Below are 16832 nucleotides of genomic sequence, written 5' to 3' on the forward strand. Positions count from 1 at the left end.
ATCGAAAGGTTCCAAGACGGCGATATCAGTTTGAAATTTCGCCCACTGGAAATGGTAACGCCGGGCAACCGGCATAACTCAACGATAATTTTACGGGAGTGAGACATGTTTAAGAAGGGTATGCGCGTTCTGTTTGCTGCTGCTGCAGCACTGCCGCTTATTGCCAGCTCGGCTTGGGCCGAAGGTCTGATCTCAATCGTGGTCAACGATCCTTCGAACCCATACTGGTACACCGAAGGCGAAATCGCCAAGAAGACCGCTGAAGGCCTCGGCTATTCGGCAGTTGTTGGTGGTCACAAGGGCGACACCAACACCGAAAGCAACCTGATCGACACCGCGATCACCAACAAGTCGGTCGCGATCATTCTTGATCCGGCCAATGCTGACGGCTCGGTCGGTGCGGTTAAGCGCGCTGTTGCAGCTGGTATTCCAGTGTTCCTCGTAAACGCTGAAATCAATCAGGAAGGCCTCGCAAAGGCACAGCTCGTTTCCAACAATGCACAGGGTGCTGCACTTGGTGCAACGCAGTGGGTTGAGAGCGTTGGTGAAGAAGGCAAGTATGTTGAGCTGTTCGGTTCGCCGTCGGACAACAATGCCGCCACTCGTTCGAACGGCTATGAAACCGTTCTTTCGCAGTACCCAGACCTCGTAAAGGCTGGTCAGGATGTTGCCAACTGGAACCGTACTCAGGGTCACGACAAGATGCAGGCTTTGCTTCAGGCAAACCCAGACATCATCGGCGTTATCTCCGGTAACGACGAAATGGCTCTCGGTGCAATCGCTGCTCTGAAGAAGGCTGGCAAGCTGGATAAGGTTAAGGTTGGCGGTTTCGACGGTTCGCCGGACGCTGTTGCAGCCATCAAGGCCGGTGAACTTCAGTACACCGTTCTGCAGCCAGTTGCGATCTTCTCGGAAGCTGCTGTTAAGCAGGCCGACAACTTCATCAAGACCGGCAAGACCGGTGTTGACCAGGAAAAGCAGCTTTTCGATTGCTTCCTGATCACCAAGGACAATGTAGACAAGTACACTGCTCCTTTCGTTCTGGAACAGTAAGACCTGACAAGATGGGGCGCGGGCTTGATCTCGCGCTCCTCTCCGCATTTTTCGTACCGATGCTATGAATCGGGACCGGTCAATAAACTGAGCGGGCTGGGGACGAGTGGTAAGCATGGTCACAAGCAACAAAGCAAGCATAGACAACCTGATGACAGAGCAGGTGCCGAACGATAGCCGGCACGCACGTCAGTTGGTTCGCCGCCAGCAGATTGCTGAAATGATTATGTCCGAAGGATCGGTAAGGATCGAAGATCTGACCGAACGTTTCGGCATCAGCCTGATGACTGCGCACAGAGATGTTGACGAACTCGTCAGTCGCGGTCTGTTTCGTAAGGCGCGCGGCGTTGTTTCTGCCGCACCGACAAGCCTCATTGAAGCGAGCGACCTTTATCGCGTTGCACGTCAGTCCGAAGAGAAAAAGCTGATCGCGGAAGCCGCGATGCAGTTTGTAGAGCCGGGCCAGGCCATCTTCTTCGACGACTCCACAACTGTTCTTCAGATGGTGCCTTACCTGCCCGGCAAGGGACCGCTGACTGTCATTACCAATTCGCTAATCCTGATGAATGAAGTACGCGACATCAAAGATGTCACGCTGCTTGGTCTCGGTGGACAGCTTTATAACTGGTGCAACGCCTTTGTTGGCGGCATGACCATTCATGAAATTCGCCGCCTTCGTGCGGATGTGGCATTCATTTCGATCGCGGCCATCACCGACGATCTGCTGTTTCACCAATCGCCGGAAATGGTCGAAACCAAGCGCGCCATGCTTGATTGTGCAGCAAAGCGCGTGCTGCTTGCTGATCACACAAAGTTCGAGCGCCGCGCATTGCATAATTTCGGAGCGCTTACTGATTTCGACGTTGTGATTGTCGATGAGGAGACGCCTTTCGCGCATATCGAACGCATGCAGGCGCAGGGAATTAATGTCGTCGTCGCCCGCTCGGGCGGTTCAAAAGAATAAGCCTAAACGCTTGAGAGTTTAACGCGCATCTTAGTCCTAAACCGGTTCTACACTTTTCGGGACGCGCTCATCGCATACATATCAGGAAATACGATCCATGCCGTCTCTGTTGGGAATTGATAGCGGACTGACCGTCACCAAAGCCGTATTGTTCGATATTGATGGCACAACGCTTTCTGTCGCTCGTCGCCGTGTTGCGCAATCCTTCCCGCAGCCGCGCCATGTCGAGCGCGATATGGATGAATTCTGGAATGCAACTGCCGATGCAATTGCCGAGGCCATTGCAAAAAGTGGACGTCCTGCATCCGACATTCTCGCCATTGCCACTACAGCCCATGGCGATGGGATCTATATGCTCGATCACGATGCGCGCCCACTCGGCAAGGGTATCCTGTCACTCGATAGCCGGGCGGTTGACGTTGCCGAGCGCTGGTTAAACAGCGCAGTTGCAGACCAGTCGATTGCCGTCACCGGGCAATTGCCGCATGCATCTGCTCCTTCTGCTATTCTGGCGTGGGTCAGGGAAAACGAGCCGGAACGTTATGATCGTATCGGGCATGTGATTGCCTGCAAGGATTGGCTGCGTTTCTGTCTCACGGGAGAAGTTGGTACTGATCGCACCGAGGCATCGACGTCTTTCACCGACTACCAAAAACAGGACTATTCGCTGGAAGCGCTCAAGCTTTTTGGCCTTGAGGCGCTGTGGGATGCATTGCCTCCGATGTCGCGCTCCGACGAAATTGTCGGTGGCGTTTCTCAGGAATGTGCAAGCCGAACCGGCCTTGTCGCCGGGACACCCGTTGTTGGTGGTCTGCATGATGTAACCGCCTCGGCGCTTGGTGTTGGCGGCCTCAAGATCGGCACGGTTGCGGTCGTCGCTGGCACCTATTCGATCAATGAAACGCTGTCGTCCGAACCCCGTGTTGATAAGAGCTGGTTCTGCCGCAATGGCATTGCGCCCGGTGAATGGAACAACATGTCCATTTCGCCGGCTTCTACCGCAAATTACGATTGGTTCCTCGACAAGCTCTGCCCGGCAGAGCGGCGTGAAGCGGCGGAAACCGGTCGGTCGATCCACGACATGTTGCGCCCGGAAATCGATGCCGCTTTGGCCAAGCCTTCGACAGCGCTATTCCATCCTTATTTGTTTGGCTCGCCTTATGGTGCGATGGCAAGTGGCGCGTTCTTTGGTCTTCGCGGCTGGCAGGAACGTGGCGATATGCTGCGCGCAGTCTGGGAAGGCATTGCCTTTAACCACCGTATCCATGTCGATCATTTGAAAGACGGCTTTGCAATTTCCGCAGCGCGCCTGACAGGTGGTGTTTCGCGCAGCCCATCATTCGCGCAGATGTTTGCCAATGTGCTGGGTATGCCGGTCACAGTTACTGATACGGACGAAGCGGCTGCATGGGGCGCTGCTCTTTGTGCAGGCAAGGGCGCAGGCGTTTTCGCCGATGTTTACAGCGATCCGCGTGATCTTGATGCGATTGGCCGAACCTATATCCCGGATGCTGCACGCAGCGAGCAATATGAAAAGCGCTATGCTTTGTTCAAAGAAATCGCATCTGCGCTTGGACCGATCTGGCCCAAGATCGACGCCTTAACAGATTGAAATATGCCGCGCTCGTTTGCGCGATGACGAAGTAAAGACAGTGAAATGAACGATTTCGTAAGCAGTAGCCAAATGAAGAGCCGTATCAACCAACTCGAAGCCGACGGTGTTGATGTGCTCGTTCTGGGTGCAGGCATCAATGGCGCGGGCCTTTATCGCGATTTGAGCGAACAGGGCGTAAGCTGCTTTATCGTTGACAAAGGCGATTTTGGTTCGGGCACAAGTGCCGCTCCTTCGCGCCTCATTCACGGCGGCCTAAAATATCTGGAAACCGGTGAATTTGGTCTGGTTGCTCAATCAACGGTCGAGCGCAATATCTTGCTGAAAAATGCGCCGCATAATGTCCAGCCGCTGCCTACCTTCATTCCGGTCTTTTCGTGGACCAAGGGTATTAGCGCAGCGCTCAGGACTCTGTTTGGATCAACCACTGCTCCACGTAGCCGTGGTGCCGTGCTGATCAAAATCGGTCTCGGACTTTACGATTATTTTGGTGCGCGGGAACGCGTTATGCCAAAACATAATTTTCTCTTCAAAAAGAGTGCCTTGAAGGAAATGCCTTACATGACACCATCCATAGTGGCTGGTGGCATTTATTATGATGCATGGGTCAGCAAACCAGAACGTCTGGTTTATGAGCTTGTCAGCGATGGTTTGAAGGCTAACCCGAAAAGTGCAGCAGCCAATTTCACAGCAATTGTTGCAGCCAACGACGGCGTAGTAAGTTTTAAAGGGCCGGATGGGGCGACTTTCGCGGTTAAACCTAAGCTCGTCATCAATGCGGCTGGTCCGTGGATCGATCATGTCAACGCGGCGCTTGGTAAAGAAACCAAGATGATCGGCGGCACCAAGGGCTCGCATATCCTGATCGATCACCCAGACCTGGTGAAAAGCCTCAAGGGCCGCATGATCTATTTCGAGGCCGATGATGGTCGTATCTGCCTCGTCTATGATTATCACGGTCTGGCGCTCGTGGGTTCTACTGACATACCGGCAAACAATCCGGATGAGGTTTTCGCGGAAGACAAGGAAATCGATTACTTCATCGAGAGCCTGCGCTCGCTGCTGCCGAAGCTGAAGTTCGACCGTAACCAGATCGTCTACACCTATAGCGGCATTCGTCCGCTGCCTGCCTCGAATGCGTCGGAGCCGGGGCTCATCAGTCGCGATCATTCCGCACCGGTTATCGAGCCAGATGCAGGCCGTCCGTTTGCGATCATTTCGCTGGTTGGCGGTAAGTGGACGACGTTCCGCGGCTTTGCCGAAGAAGTAGCAGATATTGTGCTCAAACGTTTTGGCCGCGAGCGTCTCAAATCAACCCGCACTCTGACGATTGGTGGCGGCAAGGATTACCCGGCAGACGAGCGTGCACGCGCCGCATGGGTGGCGAAGCAGGCCAAGGAAACTGGGCTTGCAGCCGAACGCGTCGAGACGCTTTTGAAGCGTTATGGCACCACGGCCTTGCCTATCATTGCGGATGAAGCAAAAGTTGGCGTTACCCTTCTGCCTGACACAGACAGCATAAGCCGTGCGGAAATAGCGTGGATTGCGCGCAATGAGCTGGTCGTGCATCTCTCCGACGTAGTTCTGCGACGCACGACACTGGCAATTGATGGCGCGCTGTCAAATGCCAATCTGGCCGCAATTGCTGATATTCTTGGAGTCGAATTTGGCTGGGACGCTGCACGCAAGGCGCAGGAGCTTGAGCTTGTTATTGCTGAGCTTTCAAAACGTCACGGCATGAAGCTTGGCGAGCAGCCAGCGAAACGCCGCTAGAACACGGTACATGTCTTTGCCCCGAAACCGGTTCCCACTTTTGGGAAACATGCTTTAAAACATTCAAATCAAGTTGATAAACGCCGGTCATTTGATCGGCGTTTTGCTATTTCTTTGCAAGGTCACGACGCTATCTTATGCGCTGACAGGAGAACGCTATGGATATCAAAAGAAATGGATCGACACCATCCGGTGTTGGACCCGCAGAATGGTTTACGGGCAAGGTTCGCATTGATCCGTTGTTTTCGCCCAATGACGCGCGGCGCGCTGCAGCCGCTACCGTGACATTTGAACCGGGTGCACGGACCGCTTGGCACACGCATCCACTGGGACAGACACTGATTGTTACCGCTGGTTTGGGGTTGGTGCAGCGTGAGGGCGGACCGATTGAGGAAATTCGGCCCGGCGATGTTGTTTGGTTTGAACCGGGTGAAAAACATTGGCACGGCGCGTCACCGAAAAATGCGATGACCCATATCGCAATGCAGGAACAGCTCGACGGCAAGGTTGTCGACTGGATGGAGCATGTGACGGATACTCAATATCCAAGCACCTAAATAAAAACGGGCCAGCGGCTCGTTTTTTAGATCACGCTCGACTGTACGCCATAGGGCAGCAATGATATTATTTTGCTGCCTGCAACCACCACGTTCTGTGTATGCGGTGTGATATTGACCAGCCAGACGGTCTTCTCTTCCACCGCCATTGCCAGAACGTCCGATGGACGCGAAGACTGGCACGGCTTGAAGTTTTTCCCGGCAAGCTGTGCAAGCACTTTTACAGCGTTGAACAAAGGACGCTTGCCGCCAGCAACTGTCGGTTCGTTTTCGCCCGCAACAAGCCCGAACGGGCCGGTGAGGGCGGAAAGTGTCAGGCTATCGAGGCCAGCATTCAGCACAGATATGGCATAGGCCATTGCAAAGCTTTCCGCGAATTTTCCATTATGGCGCGGGTCGCGATTGGCCATGGCGATACGTTTGCCACTCGGGTTTTCCATCGTCCGGCTTCCATAGGGATTCTGACGCATAGGGATGGTAGACGGTCCAATCCGATAGGGCTTGTCGCCATAGATGGCACGCACAGAACGGGTGATGAAAGGCAGCGCCTCCAGTGTCTGCATGACGCTCAAGTCGTCGGCTGCATGGACAATTGGATTGGTGCAGTGAGTGACAAAATCAACAAGCTCACCCGGAACACGCTTGCGATTTAGCTCAGTGAAATAGCTCAGCATTCCACCGCCGAGACGCACATTGGGAAATGCTGCTCTTGCTGCCGCATAAACATCTTCAAGCGGCGGGCAGGGCGGCCATTCGCTTCCGGGAGGCGTCGATTGTCGGTCTATGGCCGGTGAAACAATGACCGCATCTGGGGTAAAGCCAGCCGCTTTCATGTCTGCTGCAATCTCGTTCATTTCATCGATCAGAGACTTTGCACAAGGCAATGCAATTTCAAGCGAAACGCGCCCTTCATGTCGAGCTGCATGAGCTGCAAAGTAGATGAAAGCTGATCTATCGTGTCCGGCCAAAGGATCGTAATGAAATAACAAATCTTGCGGGGCTATTTCCTGAAGTAGCTCTGTTGCAGCTAAACTGGCCTTGGCTTCTTCTGGCGTGATGATGATGCCGATATTTGGCATCCTGCCGCTTAGGTCGCCGAGCGTGATGCTCACCGGCTCCGCATTCGTGCCCGCTTGTGACGCTGCTTTGCGTTTATCGCGAATACTGAGCACGATGCGCTGATGCTGAGGCTTGGAGGCTTCGATCTGGTAAGGCCATGGCAAAGCCAGCGGACGCACATAGGTCTTGTAAGATGCATCAGACCAGTTGCGCTGATCTTCCATCTCAAAAGTATCGCCTTCCATACGGCACTCGGCTGAAACGCCGGAGATAGCCTCATGGGTGATAGCGCGCATGTCCATAAGAGGCTGCCATGGCTCGATCAGGTCGGGCAAATGGGTTTGGTTGAGCGTTCCATCGACGTACTCGACGCTAACAGGCGAGCCTGCCACGCCGACGATTGGATGCAGAATGCAGAAGCCGCAACGGTTGGTTTCAAAGCCTGTTGCTGTATTCGCTACGGCATCAAAAGTGAGCGTGCCGCCAATCTCTGCCTGAATGCGAACATCAATGGTGAGTTGGGTCGCATCTGGGCCTTCGCAACGTGCCTGATAGGTGACGATGAAACCGCTGTCGTTTTGCTCAACATTCAGATCATGGATTTCCGGATTATAGGTTCCCCAGTCTCGATCCCGCACCAGATAGGAAACAGCGCGCAGAACCTCGACGCCATCATATTTGATAGTTCGTAGATTGCCATCGCTCAGATCAACTGAAAGCAAACCTGCCTTGAGATGCTGAGGCGAGGTTTCAGCTTCACGCGTTCCATACAGCAGGAAGGGATCGACGCTGCTCATTTGAGCAATGCCGTCACATCAACTCGATTACTGCTGGCCGCACTGTCATAGGCGGCTTCAACAAGCGCGAAGGTCTTAAGATTATCAGCACCCGAGGTCGACGTTTCTTCACCGGATGCAAGCTTGTCGACCCAATGCTGCTGAATGGCAAAGACGCTTTCCTGAATATTGTGCCATGGACGCGAGGCCCATGAGAGCAGTTTTGGCGAAACATCGGAAACTGTGGTGCCAGAAGGGGTAATCACTTCAAAACGATAGCCCTGATAAAGACGGATCGAGCCTTCGGTACCATCAAGTTCAATGAGCGTTTCCGGGAAAGGATCGGTTTCGAGCTTGGTGGCATAGCTCACGTCGACAATGGAAGTAGCGCCATTTTCATGGTCCATGAGAATGGTCGCCACGTCTTCGCCCTTGATGTTGGGATTAACGCGCTTTGTGCGTGCGACGAGGCTCGTAACATCACCCAGAATGAAGCGTGCAATATCCAGCGTGTGAATGCCGAGATCTTCGATGATAAAGCGCTCGCCCTCTGCCAGATAAGGCTGGCCGGAGAAAACATCAAAGCCTGAGCGGAATGAAAAGCGGCCCCAGAACGGTGTTCCGATTGCAGCGCTATCAAGCGCTTTACGGACCGCCTGAATAGGTGTCTGCCAGCGGAAGTTTTCATGCACCATAAGCGGAATGCCTGCTTCAACACAGACTTTCACCATGGCCTTTGCATCATCGAGTGCCTTGGCAAAGGGCTTCTGACAGATTGCTGGCACCTTATGGGCGGCAGCAAGTTCCACCAGCGCACGGTGGCTTGAAACCGTGGTGGCGATATCGACGAAATCGATGCCGCCATCCGCAAACAGCGCCTGCGCATCCGTGTAGCGGCGTTCGATGCCAAACTGGTCGCCGACCATCTTCAACCGCTCAGGATCGCGGTCGCAAATTGCCACGATTTTGGCACCCGAAACGTCATTCCATGCATGCATCTGGTTGATTGCGAAGAAACCGCAACCGATGAGAGCGCCATTCAATTCTGCCATTTTTAACCCGCTTTTGCCATTTGCATGAGTGTAACGCGCTGCTGCAGGCGGCGCTGTGCCTGATCGACCACCACGGCAATGATGATGACAAGACCTTTGATAACCATCTGCCAGAAGGACGAAACGCCCATCATGACCAGACCGTCGGAGAGAATTCCGATAACGAATGCACCGATGATCGTACCGCCAATGGTACCGCGCCCGCCAGACATTGAGGTGCCGCCGAGAACTGCCGCCGCAATGGCGTTTAGCTCAAACGAGTTACCTGTTGCCGGATGCGACGACATCAGCTCAGACGAAATGATGAGGCCAGCAATCGCCGCACAGAAGCCCGAAAACATATAAACGAACATCTTTACGCGATCGACACGGATGCCTGACATGCGTGCTGCACGTTCGTTACCGCCGACTGCGAAAATCTGACGGCCAAGTGGTGTGTAACGCGCAATGTACGCCGCAACCAGGGCAACAACGATCAGAATCCAGATCGACACCGGAAGACCGAGAATGCTGCCTGAGCCCAAAAATGCGAATCCGGTTGTTCCGAGGTCTTCACGACCCACCAGGTTTGGGAAGGTCTGACCGTCCGAGGACAGAAGAGCCAAGCCGCGCGCCACATAAAGGGTGCCGAGTGTCGCGATGAACGGCGCGACATTCAGCTTGGTTATCAATAGCCCGTTTATGAAGCCAACTGCGACACCAACAGCCAAAGTGATAAGCGATATTTCAATGATGTTGAAATAGATCGTGTAGCCGACACCGAGGTCGATGCCATAGATTAGCAAGCCACCGGCGACCATGCCGCAAAGTCCAACAATGGAGCCAACCGAGAGATCGATGCCGCCTGTGATGATGACAAAAGTCATACCCATCGCAAGAAATGCGTTCAGGGCGACGTGCTTCGACATCAGGATCAGGTTCGCGGCAGAAAGGAAGTTTGGTGCTGCGAACGAGAAGAAGATGAACACCGCGAAAAGCGCGATGAAGGTTCTCAGTTTCATCAGTGTTAGCAGGGCCGAGCCGCTGTTAAAGGCTGAGTCAGTGGCCGCCGCCGTTGTGTTGGCTGTCATGACGCGAGTTCCCTTGTTTGTTTGTTGTGGTCGTTGTCATGCGTATGCCCGTGGCCTTTGGCCGAAGCGGCAACGATGTCGGCTTCCGTCGCTTTGTCGCGGTCGAATATGGCAATCAGCTTCCCATTGCTGAGCACCGCGATGCGATCGGAGAGCGCCATGACTTCTTCCAGATCAGAGGTTGAAAAGAGGATGGAAAGGCCCTCGGCGGCAAGCCTGCGCATGGTGCGGAAGACGTCAGCCTTCGCACCCACATCAATGCCGCGCGATGGTTCGTCCATCAGAAGCACTTTTGGATTGGTCATCAACGCCTTGCCGATGACCACCTTTTGCTGATTGCCCCCCGACATTGAAGTAACTTCAAATTCCGGGTTTGGTGCCTTGATAGCAAGGTCTTTGATGGCCTGTTGGATGGCCTTTTTTTCACGCTTTGGCGCGATGTGGAAGAAGCGCGCCAGACGGTCAAGACTCGCCAATGTCAGGTTGCTGGCAATAGACAATATCTGCACCAGGCCTTCGCGCTGGCGATCTTCTGGTATGAGAGCAAGGCCACGCCGAATACGACGGGTGGTGTCACGCTCCTTCACTTGCTGACCATCGATAAAGATTGTGCCGGTGGAGTGTCCGTGTTGGCCCATCACGCATTCGAAGAACTCGGAACGCCCTGCGCCCATAAGGCCATAAATGCCCAGAACCTCACCTGCACGCACGCTTAGCGAAACATCATCGACTGCCAGTCCGCCGGTTGGGCGGGGTAGGGTGATGTTTTCGGCACGAAACCGCTCTGCACCGATTTTATGGGTAACAGGTTTGGCAAAATCCTTGGCATCAGAACCAATCATCGAACGCACAATCCATTGCGTATCGATATTCTTGATTTCTTCCTGCCCGGTGATTTTCCCATCACGCAGAACCGTGATGTAATCGCCAATCCGCATCAGCTCTTCCAGACGATGCGAGATGTAGACGATTGCCACGCCCTGACTTTTCAGCTCGGCAATGACCTTGAAAAGAATGTCGACTTCGGCTGCGGAAAGCGCAGATGTCGGCTCATCCATAATGACGATACGCGCATCAATGGAGATCGCCTTGGCGATTTCTACGAGCTGCTGCTGCCCAATTGGCAGATCGGCGACAAGCGTATTTGCACTGATGCCAGCATCGAGCCGGTCGAGATATTCGTTGGCTTTTACAACCTGTGCCTGATGATCAATGCCGCGCACACCGCGCATGATTTCGCGGGTGGCAAAGATATTTTCTGCAACCGACATGTTTGAAAACAGGTTCAGCTCCTGAAAGATCATCGCGATACCGCGCTTTTGCGCGGCGGCAGGGCTGTCGAACGACACTTCCTCGCCGTCGAGAATAATCTTCCCCATGGTAGGGCGTTCAACGCCAGCGATGATTTTCATCAGCGTGGATTTGCCCGCGCCGTTTTCACCGACAAGCACATTGACCGAGCCACGGCGCAATTCAAGATTGGCGCGCTTGACCGCAACAATGCCCGAATAGACCTTGGAAACATCCTCTAGCTTGAGGACGATGTCGTTTTTCTCGTTCAATTCCGTTTCCATTATTTATTTCTCCACAGAGATGGAAACGGGGGTGAGAAGCGGAAGCTGCCCCTTCGATGGCAGAGGGAAGGCACCTTCAGCTTTCACCTTCATGCCGACCAGATTTTCGCGCGGCAGCTTTGACAGCACATCGTCGTTGATGCGGGTGTTGAAAGCCTTGCCGTACTGCGCCCAGTCAATCTGGTTGCGAAATTCGTTGAAACTCACGAAGGGCAGGCTGTCACGGATCGAACTCCCGCGTACCGTCGGCCCGATCTGTACGCGCGCATCGGCCTTGCCGTCGCCGTTGCTGTCGACATCGACATAAGCGGCACGTGACTTTGTTTCAGCGGCAACCACAGTACCTTCAAGCTTGGCTGCAAAAGTCCATGGGGCATTGCCTTGTTTTTCGCGGTGACCGAATTTCTCACCTGCTGCATCAACATCAGCATTGGTGGCCTGTATCACTTCGTCGAGTGTTGCAGTTTTTTCGGCAAAAAACGGTTTAACCTTTGAATCCCAGACGTCGGCAACCGAACGATCGGGATTGAAATTATCGCCGCGTGCTTCGGCGGCTTCTTCTGCTGTTGGCGTCTTGATAATTTTGCAGCCCGAAAGCGCGACACCGCAGGCCAGCAGGATAATGGAAGCTGACTTCAGCACTGACATGAATCTATCCTCGGTATTAAAGCGCGTCGTCCGGATATGGTTGAACGCGACGTACTTTAGGAATTACCGGGAGCGCGCTTTTTAACTGCGCTCCCGGCATCGCAAGCCTTGGGAGTTAGTCCTTCAAAGCGAAGGTTTCGAGCTTGTCTGCATTGTCAGGATTGATGAGGACGCAGTCCATCAGCTGCTTTTCTTCAGCAGGACCCTTACCGGTCTTGATAAATTCGTCAGCCTGAACGACCGCCATCTGTGCCTGGGCATAGGCCGGCTGAAGAACGGTTGCCTTGATGCCACCGGCTTTGATGGAATCGCGGACGTCGTTGGAGCCGTCGAAGCCGACAACGATAATGTCCTTGCGACCGGCAGCTTCAAGTGCTGCCCATGCGCCCATGGCCATGGTGTCGTTGCCGGAGATCACGCCCTTGATCTCTGGGTTTGCCTGAAGAATGCTCTGCATCTTGGTGAAGGCTTCAGTCTGGCTCCAGTTTGCCGACTGCTGCGCTACCATCTTCATGTCTGGATATTCATCAATGACATCGTGATAGCCCTTGGAACGGGTACCTGCATTGAGATCGGATTCACGACCGAGCAGCTCGACATAATTGCCAGCTTCGCCCATCAGCTTGACGAACTCTTCTGCACCGAGCTGTGCGCCCTGATAGTTGTTGGAAACGATCTGCGAAACGGCAACGCCTGAGGCATTGATTTCACGGTCGATCAGGAACGAAGGGATCTTCGCGTCCTTGGCCTTCTGAACGGCTGCAATCGATGCTTCCGAACCGGCATTGTCGAGGATGATAGCCTTGGCACCACGGCCAATGGCCGTATCAACGAGCTGCGACTGTTTGGTCGGATCGTCGTCATGCTGAAGGATCAGCGTGTCGTAACCCAGCTCTTTAGCCTTGGCTTCCGCACCAACGGCTTCAGCCTTATAAAATGGATTGTCATGCGATGGTGTGATGATTGCGATAAGGTCTGCCGCCCAAGCCGGCATGACCGCTCCGCCTGCCAAAGTGGCCGAAAGAGCTGCGACCGCAAATCCGCGCGCAATTGTCCTACGTGTAAACTTCATGTTTTCCTCCCAATTGAAGCCCCATTTCCCAAGAGGCAGTGAAGGGAGAGCTTGCGCTCTCCCCAATAGTTATTACGTGATACGACGAATGCTTTCTGCAATCTCTTCAGGTTCGAAAACGTTCTTCCAGTCGTCGCGCATCAGCGCAGGAATTCCGAATTCGATTGCCTTGTTGCAGGCATCCGAGAACACGCCCTGTACTTCGCCAAAAATGACGGCGCCCAGAACATTCATGTGGCCGAGCAGGAAGTCGCGAGCGGCTTCCTCAGGGACGCCGCGACGAACGGTTTCGTCCATGGCCTGCTTCATGACAACAAGCAGCGACGCAGCAACGGTTTCCGAAAGGCCGGGCTCAAGAATTGCAAGCTGCTCAACGGTTACGCGGTGCGAGCGCATGACAGGAGCCCAGATGACCTTGGCGACTTCTTCGCCGAGCGCATAGGCTTCTTCCGGACCCTGCATGAGAGCGGAAACGATGTGCTGCTTGGCAAACAGACCGCCAAAGTGGTCCTTCTTTGCCTGCATGTCGGTTTCGTCGTTGAAGATCGGCGGATGGCAAGGGTGCGTCACGAAATAGGTGAGATCTGCACGGTCCGGCAGGTGACCGGCAAATGGTGCTGCTGCATCGAGCGCAACTACCATGGTGCCTGGCTTCAGCTTGTCGACGATGCCTGCTGCAACCTTACCGATGATGGTATCTGGAACAGCCAGAATGACGACTTCAGCGCCTTCAAGACCTGCATCAGCATCGACGGTATCGATGCCGAGATCGTCTTTCAGGCGTGCCTTGCCTGCGTCGCTGACTTCGATATGGCGTACGTCAAAGCGTGAACCTTTGAGGTTCTTGGCCAGACGGTAACCCATCTTGCCGCCTGCGCCAAACAGAGCAATAGCTGTCATGATTGAAATTCCTTCCCGTAGTTTTGGTATCTTAACTGGTATGACCAGTCAATGAGTATTCCAGATTCAGGCGGTGAGCCCGTCGCGAATCTGGCTGAAATATCCGTCAGAACCGACCTGTCCGCCTTTGAGGGCAATTTGCAGACCGTTGGTGGCGGCGTGAGTGCCGTGTGCCGTGCAAAGCGGCGACCCCGGTGTTTGTGGAAGCGGCAAAAGCGTGGTGAGTGCATCAACATGCAACTCACGCAATGCGTGGCTGGAGGTGTCGCCGCCTGCAATGACTGCGCGTGTCAGTTGTTCGCGCTCAACAAGGCTGCGGAGGATGAAACCGAGGCTGCGTGCCAGTGTGTGACGGCTGCCTGCGATCTTATCGATTTCTGCACCCCGATCAGCCGAAGGGCCGAGCGCGGTGTTGAGGATTACGCTGTTGCCCTGCTTGAGCGCTTTCTGGCCTTCAGCAATGGCTGTCTCGATTGCTTGATTGCTATTTTCGCCAAGCAGATCGAGCGGGTTGAGATCAATGCCGGTAAAGCCGGATGCGGTTGCATGACGGATCTGGCGTTCGGTTGTTGGCGAAACGCTGCCTGAAACCACCGCAATACGGTCGGCCTTGCCGGGAAGCGGGAATTCTTTTTTAGCGCCGATCAGTCCGGCCTTGGCCCAAGCGGCCAGAAGCGCATATTCAACGCCCGACGAGCCAGCAACGAACCAGCCGTCACGGGAGCGCAAATGCCAGAGCTGTTCGCCTGCCTGCAACTGGCTTTCAACGCTATCGACGTCGAGCAGCAACATGCCGTCGGCATTCTCGGCAATGGCGTTGACGCGATCATTTGCGTCATGTGCTGCAAGCGTTACCAGATCGGCAAGTGCTGTTTTTAGTGCGGTCTGTTGTGCCAGATGCAAGCGAAGATCAGCCTCATGCATTGGTGTAACCGGATGACGGCTCATGACCGGGTGGCGGTCGATGCGATAGGTTTCGCCCTGATAGGCGGCAAACAGATTTCCGAATGAGGTGTAGCGCTTGAGCTGCGGCGCACCGACAACCAATGGCACATAGGCCTGATTGAAGATGGTTTTGCCAATTTCGACTGCCTTGCCGATATTGCCGACATGGGGTGCAGAATCAAATGTCGAGCAGACCTTATAGTGTGCGATCGCCGCATTGAGGCTTTTCAGCCAGCTGAAAGCGGGAGTGAGATGCTCTTGCATCCATTTTGGCGTTTCGCTGCGGCTGGTGCCTGCAAGTCCGATTGCCTTGCAGTGCGAGAAGCGCGCAAGCAGCGTTTCATCCGGCACGTTCATGAACAGAACTGTATCGACGCCGTTGGAAGCCATGGCTTCCATTACATCCGTCGAGCCGGTGAGATCGTCGCCGTAATAAGACAGAAGAAGATTGTTGGCCATTATTCGCCTCCCTTCCCGAATTTTGCGATTGAAGCCGCAAGTTCGGGATGGTCCGTTGCGTAAGTTTCGAGCGGGATGCCAGCGACTGCTGCTCGCCAGGCCTGCTGCACCGCGCGAACGCCAGCCGCCGGTCCGCCCGGATGGCTGACAATGCCGCCGCCGCAAAGATAGAGCAGGTCCGTTGTACACCCTGTGCGCTCATAGGTTTCGGGGGCTTGTCCGCCCCACTGGCCCGAACCCGCGACAGGAAGGGGGCAATCGGCAGGCGTGAACAGAGGCGTGCTGACTGCCTTGAATGAATTGACGAAGCTTTCGTCCGGCTCCCAATATTTCACGCGGATGCCGTTGATCTGGAACTGATCGACGCCGAGCAGCCGCCAGAACTGCTGATAGACGCGGAAATCCATGCCAGCGCCCGGATTGCGGGTCAGAATATCCCAGCCATTGCGGTGTGCGTGCAGCACAAGTCCAGAACGCTTGCGCAGGAAGCTCATGCCACCAAAACCGACCGAGTTGATGTTGACGACTGCGCAGTTACCGCCAGCTTCAAGCACCATGTCATGGTTACGCATCATTTCATCGGGATCGGCATGGGAAATGCCAAAAGCATACATGACCTTCTTGCCGGTCTTTTGCTCATGGTTGAGAATAAGCGGCATGATGGCGGCGATGCGCTCTTTGAGCGGCGAATAGGCCGGGCTCATCAATTTTTCATCATCTTTGATGAAGTCGACACCGGATTCGATCAGTTCGCCGACAAGTTCTGCCGTCTCATGTGGACGCAGACCCAGCGCTGGCTTGACGATTGTTCCGATAATCGGACGCTTTTCAACGCCGGTCAGGCGGCGGCTTCCGGTAATACCGAACTGCGGTCCGGGATGCGCGCTTTTGAATGCTTCCGGCAGCTTCATATCGACGACGCGGATGCCTGTCATGCCCTTGATCGAATATACACCGCCCACGGCAATCGTCATCAAAGCTGCAAGGTCGGTACCGACGGCATCGAGCGGGAAAGAAATATCAACATCGGCGCGTTTGATAGGGCCGTGTCCGGCCTCAAGCTCTGGCCATGCTGGCGCAGTTGCATTTTCAAGCGGACGAATTTCCAGCACCCGCGCTGCCACGCGGGCTTTGAGTTCTTCTGTTTCGCCGGGGAGGGCGACAAAAGTGCCGGTCGACTGATCGCTCGCGATCTTGGCCGCCATCTGCTCGATGCTGCCGGTTGTCTCAATGCGATAGGTCAGACAAATATTCATCGGATTTTTTGTCGCTCGCTGCTTGTTTTAAAGCGCATCTTTTCCGAAAACCGTTTCACACT

General features: G+C 54.5%; 14 protein-coding genes. 5 read left to right on the top strand and 9 right to left on the bottom strand.

Going from position 1 to position 16832, the window contains the following annotated elements; all coding sequences use genetic code 11:
• Positions 1-105: 105 nt before the first annotated feature.
• The 5 genes from CES85_RS09400 to CES85_RS09420 all read left to right on the top strand — a co-directional run bounded on the left by CES85_RS09400 (position 106) and on the right by CES85_RS09420 (position 5959).
• Positions 106-1053, top strand: a complete 948-nt coding sequence (locus CES85_RS09400) for a D-ribose ABC transporter substrate-binding protein (protein ID WP_095445619.1) — start codon at positions 106-108, stop codon at positions 1051-1053.
• Positions 1054-1168: 115 nt separating this feature from the next.
• Positions 1169-2017 (top strand): DeoR/GlpR family DNA-binding transcription regulator, encoded by an 849-nt coding sequence (locus CES85_RS09405; RefSeq protein WP_095445620.1) that lies wholly within the window; start codon positions 1169-1171, stop codon positions 2015-2017.
• 97 nt (positions 2018-2114) lie between these two features.
• Positions 2115-3629: an FGGY-family carbohydrate kinase gene (locus tag CES85_RS09410; protein WP_095445621.1), complete on the top strand. Its 1515-nt coding sequence runs from the start codon at positions 2115-2117 to the stop codon at positions 3627-3629.
• Positions 3630-3674: 45 nt separating this feature from the next.
• Positions 3675-5402: a glycerol-3-phosphate dehydrogenase/oxidase gene (locus CES85_RS09415; protein WP_095445622.1), complete on the top strand. Its 1728-nt coding sequence runs from the start codon at positions 3675-3677 to the stop codon at positions 5400-5402.
• A 158-nt stretch (positions 5403-5560) separates the two neighbouring features.
• Positions 5561-5959 carry a (R)-mandelonitrile lyase gene (locus CES85_RS09420; RefSeq protein WP_095445623.1) on the top strand — a complete coding sequence of 133 codons (399 nt, stop codon included), beginning with the start codon at positions 5561-5563 and terminating at the stop codon, positions 5957-5959.
• Between the two features lie 26 nt (positions 5960-5985).
• On the opposite strand, the gene apnL is transcribed toward CES85_RS09420, so the two are convergent.
• The 9 genes from apnL to oiaX all read right to left on the bottom strand — a co-directional run bounded on the left by apnL (position 5986) and on the right by oiaX (position 16770).
• Positions 5986-7815: a D-apionate lactonase gene (gene apnL / locus CES85_RS09425; protein WP_095445624.1), complete on the bottom strand. Its 1830-nt coding sequence runs from the start codon at positions 7813-7815 to the stop codon at positions 5986-5988.
• Positions 7812-8846 (bottom strand): Gfo/Idh/MocA family protein, encoded by a 1035-nt coding sequence (locus CES85_RS09430; protein ID WP_095445625.1) that lies wholly within the window; start codon positions 8844-8846, stop codon positions 7812-7814. Before CES85_RS09430 ends, apnL begins: the two co-directional genes overlap by 4 nt.
• 2 nt (positions 8847-8848) lie before the next feature.
• Positions 8849-9916, bottom strand: coding sequence for an ABC transporter permease (locus CES85_RS09435; protein WP_095445626.1), 1068 nt, complete (start codon positions 9914-9916; stop codon positions 8849-8851).
• A complete protein-coding gene (locus CES85_RS09440) occupies positions 9913-11490 on the bottom strand; it encodes a sugar ABC transporter ATP-binding protein (protein ID WP_095445627.1) in 1578 nt (525 codons plus the stop codon). The genes CES85_RS09435 and CES85_RS09440 overlap by 4 nt, the downstream gene beginning before the upstream one ends.
• A gap of 3 nt (positions 11491-11493) precedes the next feature.
• Positions 11494-12138 carry a DUF2291 family protein gene (locus tag CES85_RS09445; protein WP_095445628.1) on the bottom strand — a complete coding sequence of 215 codons (645 nt, stop codon included), beginning with the start codon at positions 12136-12138 and terminating at the stop codon, positions 11494-11496.
• Between the two features lie 115 nt (positions 12139-12253).
• The gene (locus tag CES85_RS09450) at positions 12254-13210 is read right to left on the bottom strand and encodes a D-ribose ABC transporter substrate-binding protein (protein WP_095445629.1); all 957 of its coding nucleotides are present in this window, start codon (positions 13208-13210) and stop codon (positions 12254-12256) included.
• 72 nt (positions 13211-13282) lie between these two features.
• Positions 13283-14110, bottom strand: coding sequence for a phosphogluconate dehydrogenase C-terminal domain-containing protein (locus CES85_RS09455; RefSeq protein ID WP_095445630.1), 828 nt, complete (start codon positions 14108-14110; stop codon positions 13283-13285).
• A gap of 66 nt (positions 14111-14176) precedes the next feature.
• The gene (locus CES85_RS09460) at positions 14177-15514 is read right to left on the bottom strand and encodes a four-carbon acid sugar kinase family protein (protein ID WP_095445631.1); all 1338 of its coding nucleotides are present in this window, start codon (positions 15512-15514) and stop codon (positions 14177-14179) included.
• On the bottom strand, positions 15514-16770 hold the full coding sequence (oiaX, locus tag CES85_RS09465; RefSeq protein ID WP_095445632.1) for a 3-oxo-isoapionate-4-phosphate decarboxylase OiaX: 1257 nt from the start codon (positions 16768-16770) through the stop codon (positions 15514-15516). The genes CES85_RS09460 and oiaX overlap by 1 nt, the downstream gene beginning before the upstream one ends.
• Positions 16771-16832: the final 62 nt, after the last annotated feature.

Origin of the sequence: Ochrobactrum quorumnocens, assembly GCF_002278035.1 — a bacterium.
GTDB lineage: Bacteria > Pseudomonadota > Alphaproteobacteria > Rhizobiales > Rhizobiaceae > Brucella > Brucella quorumnocens.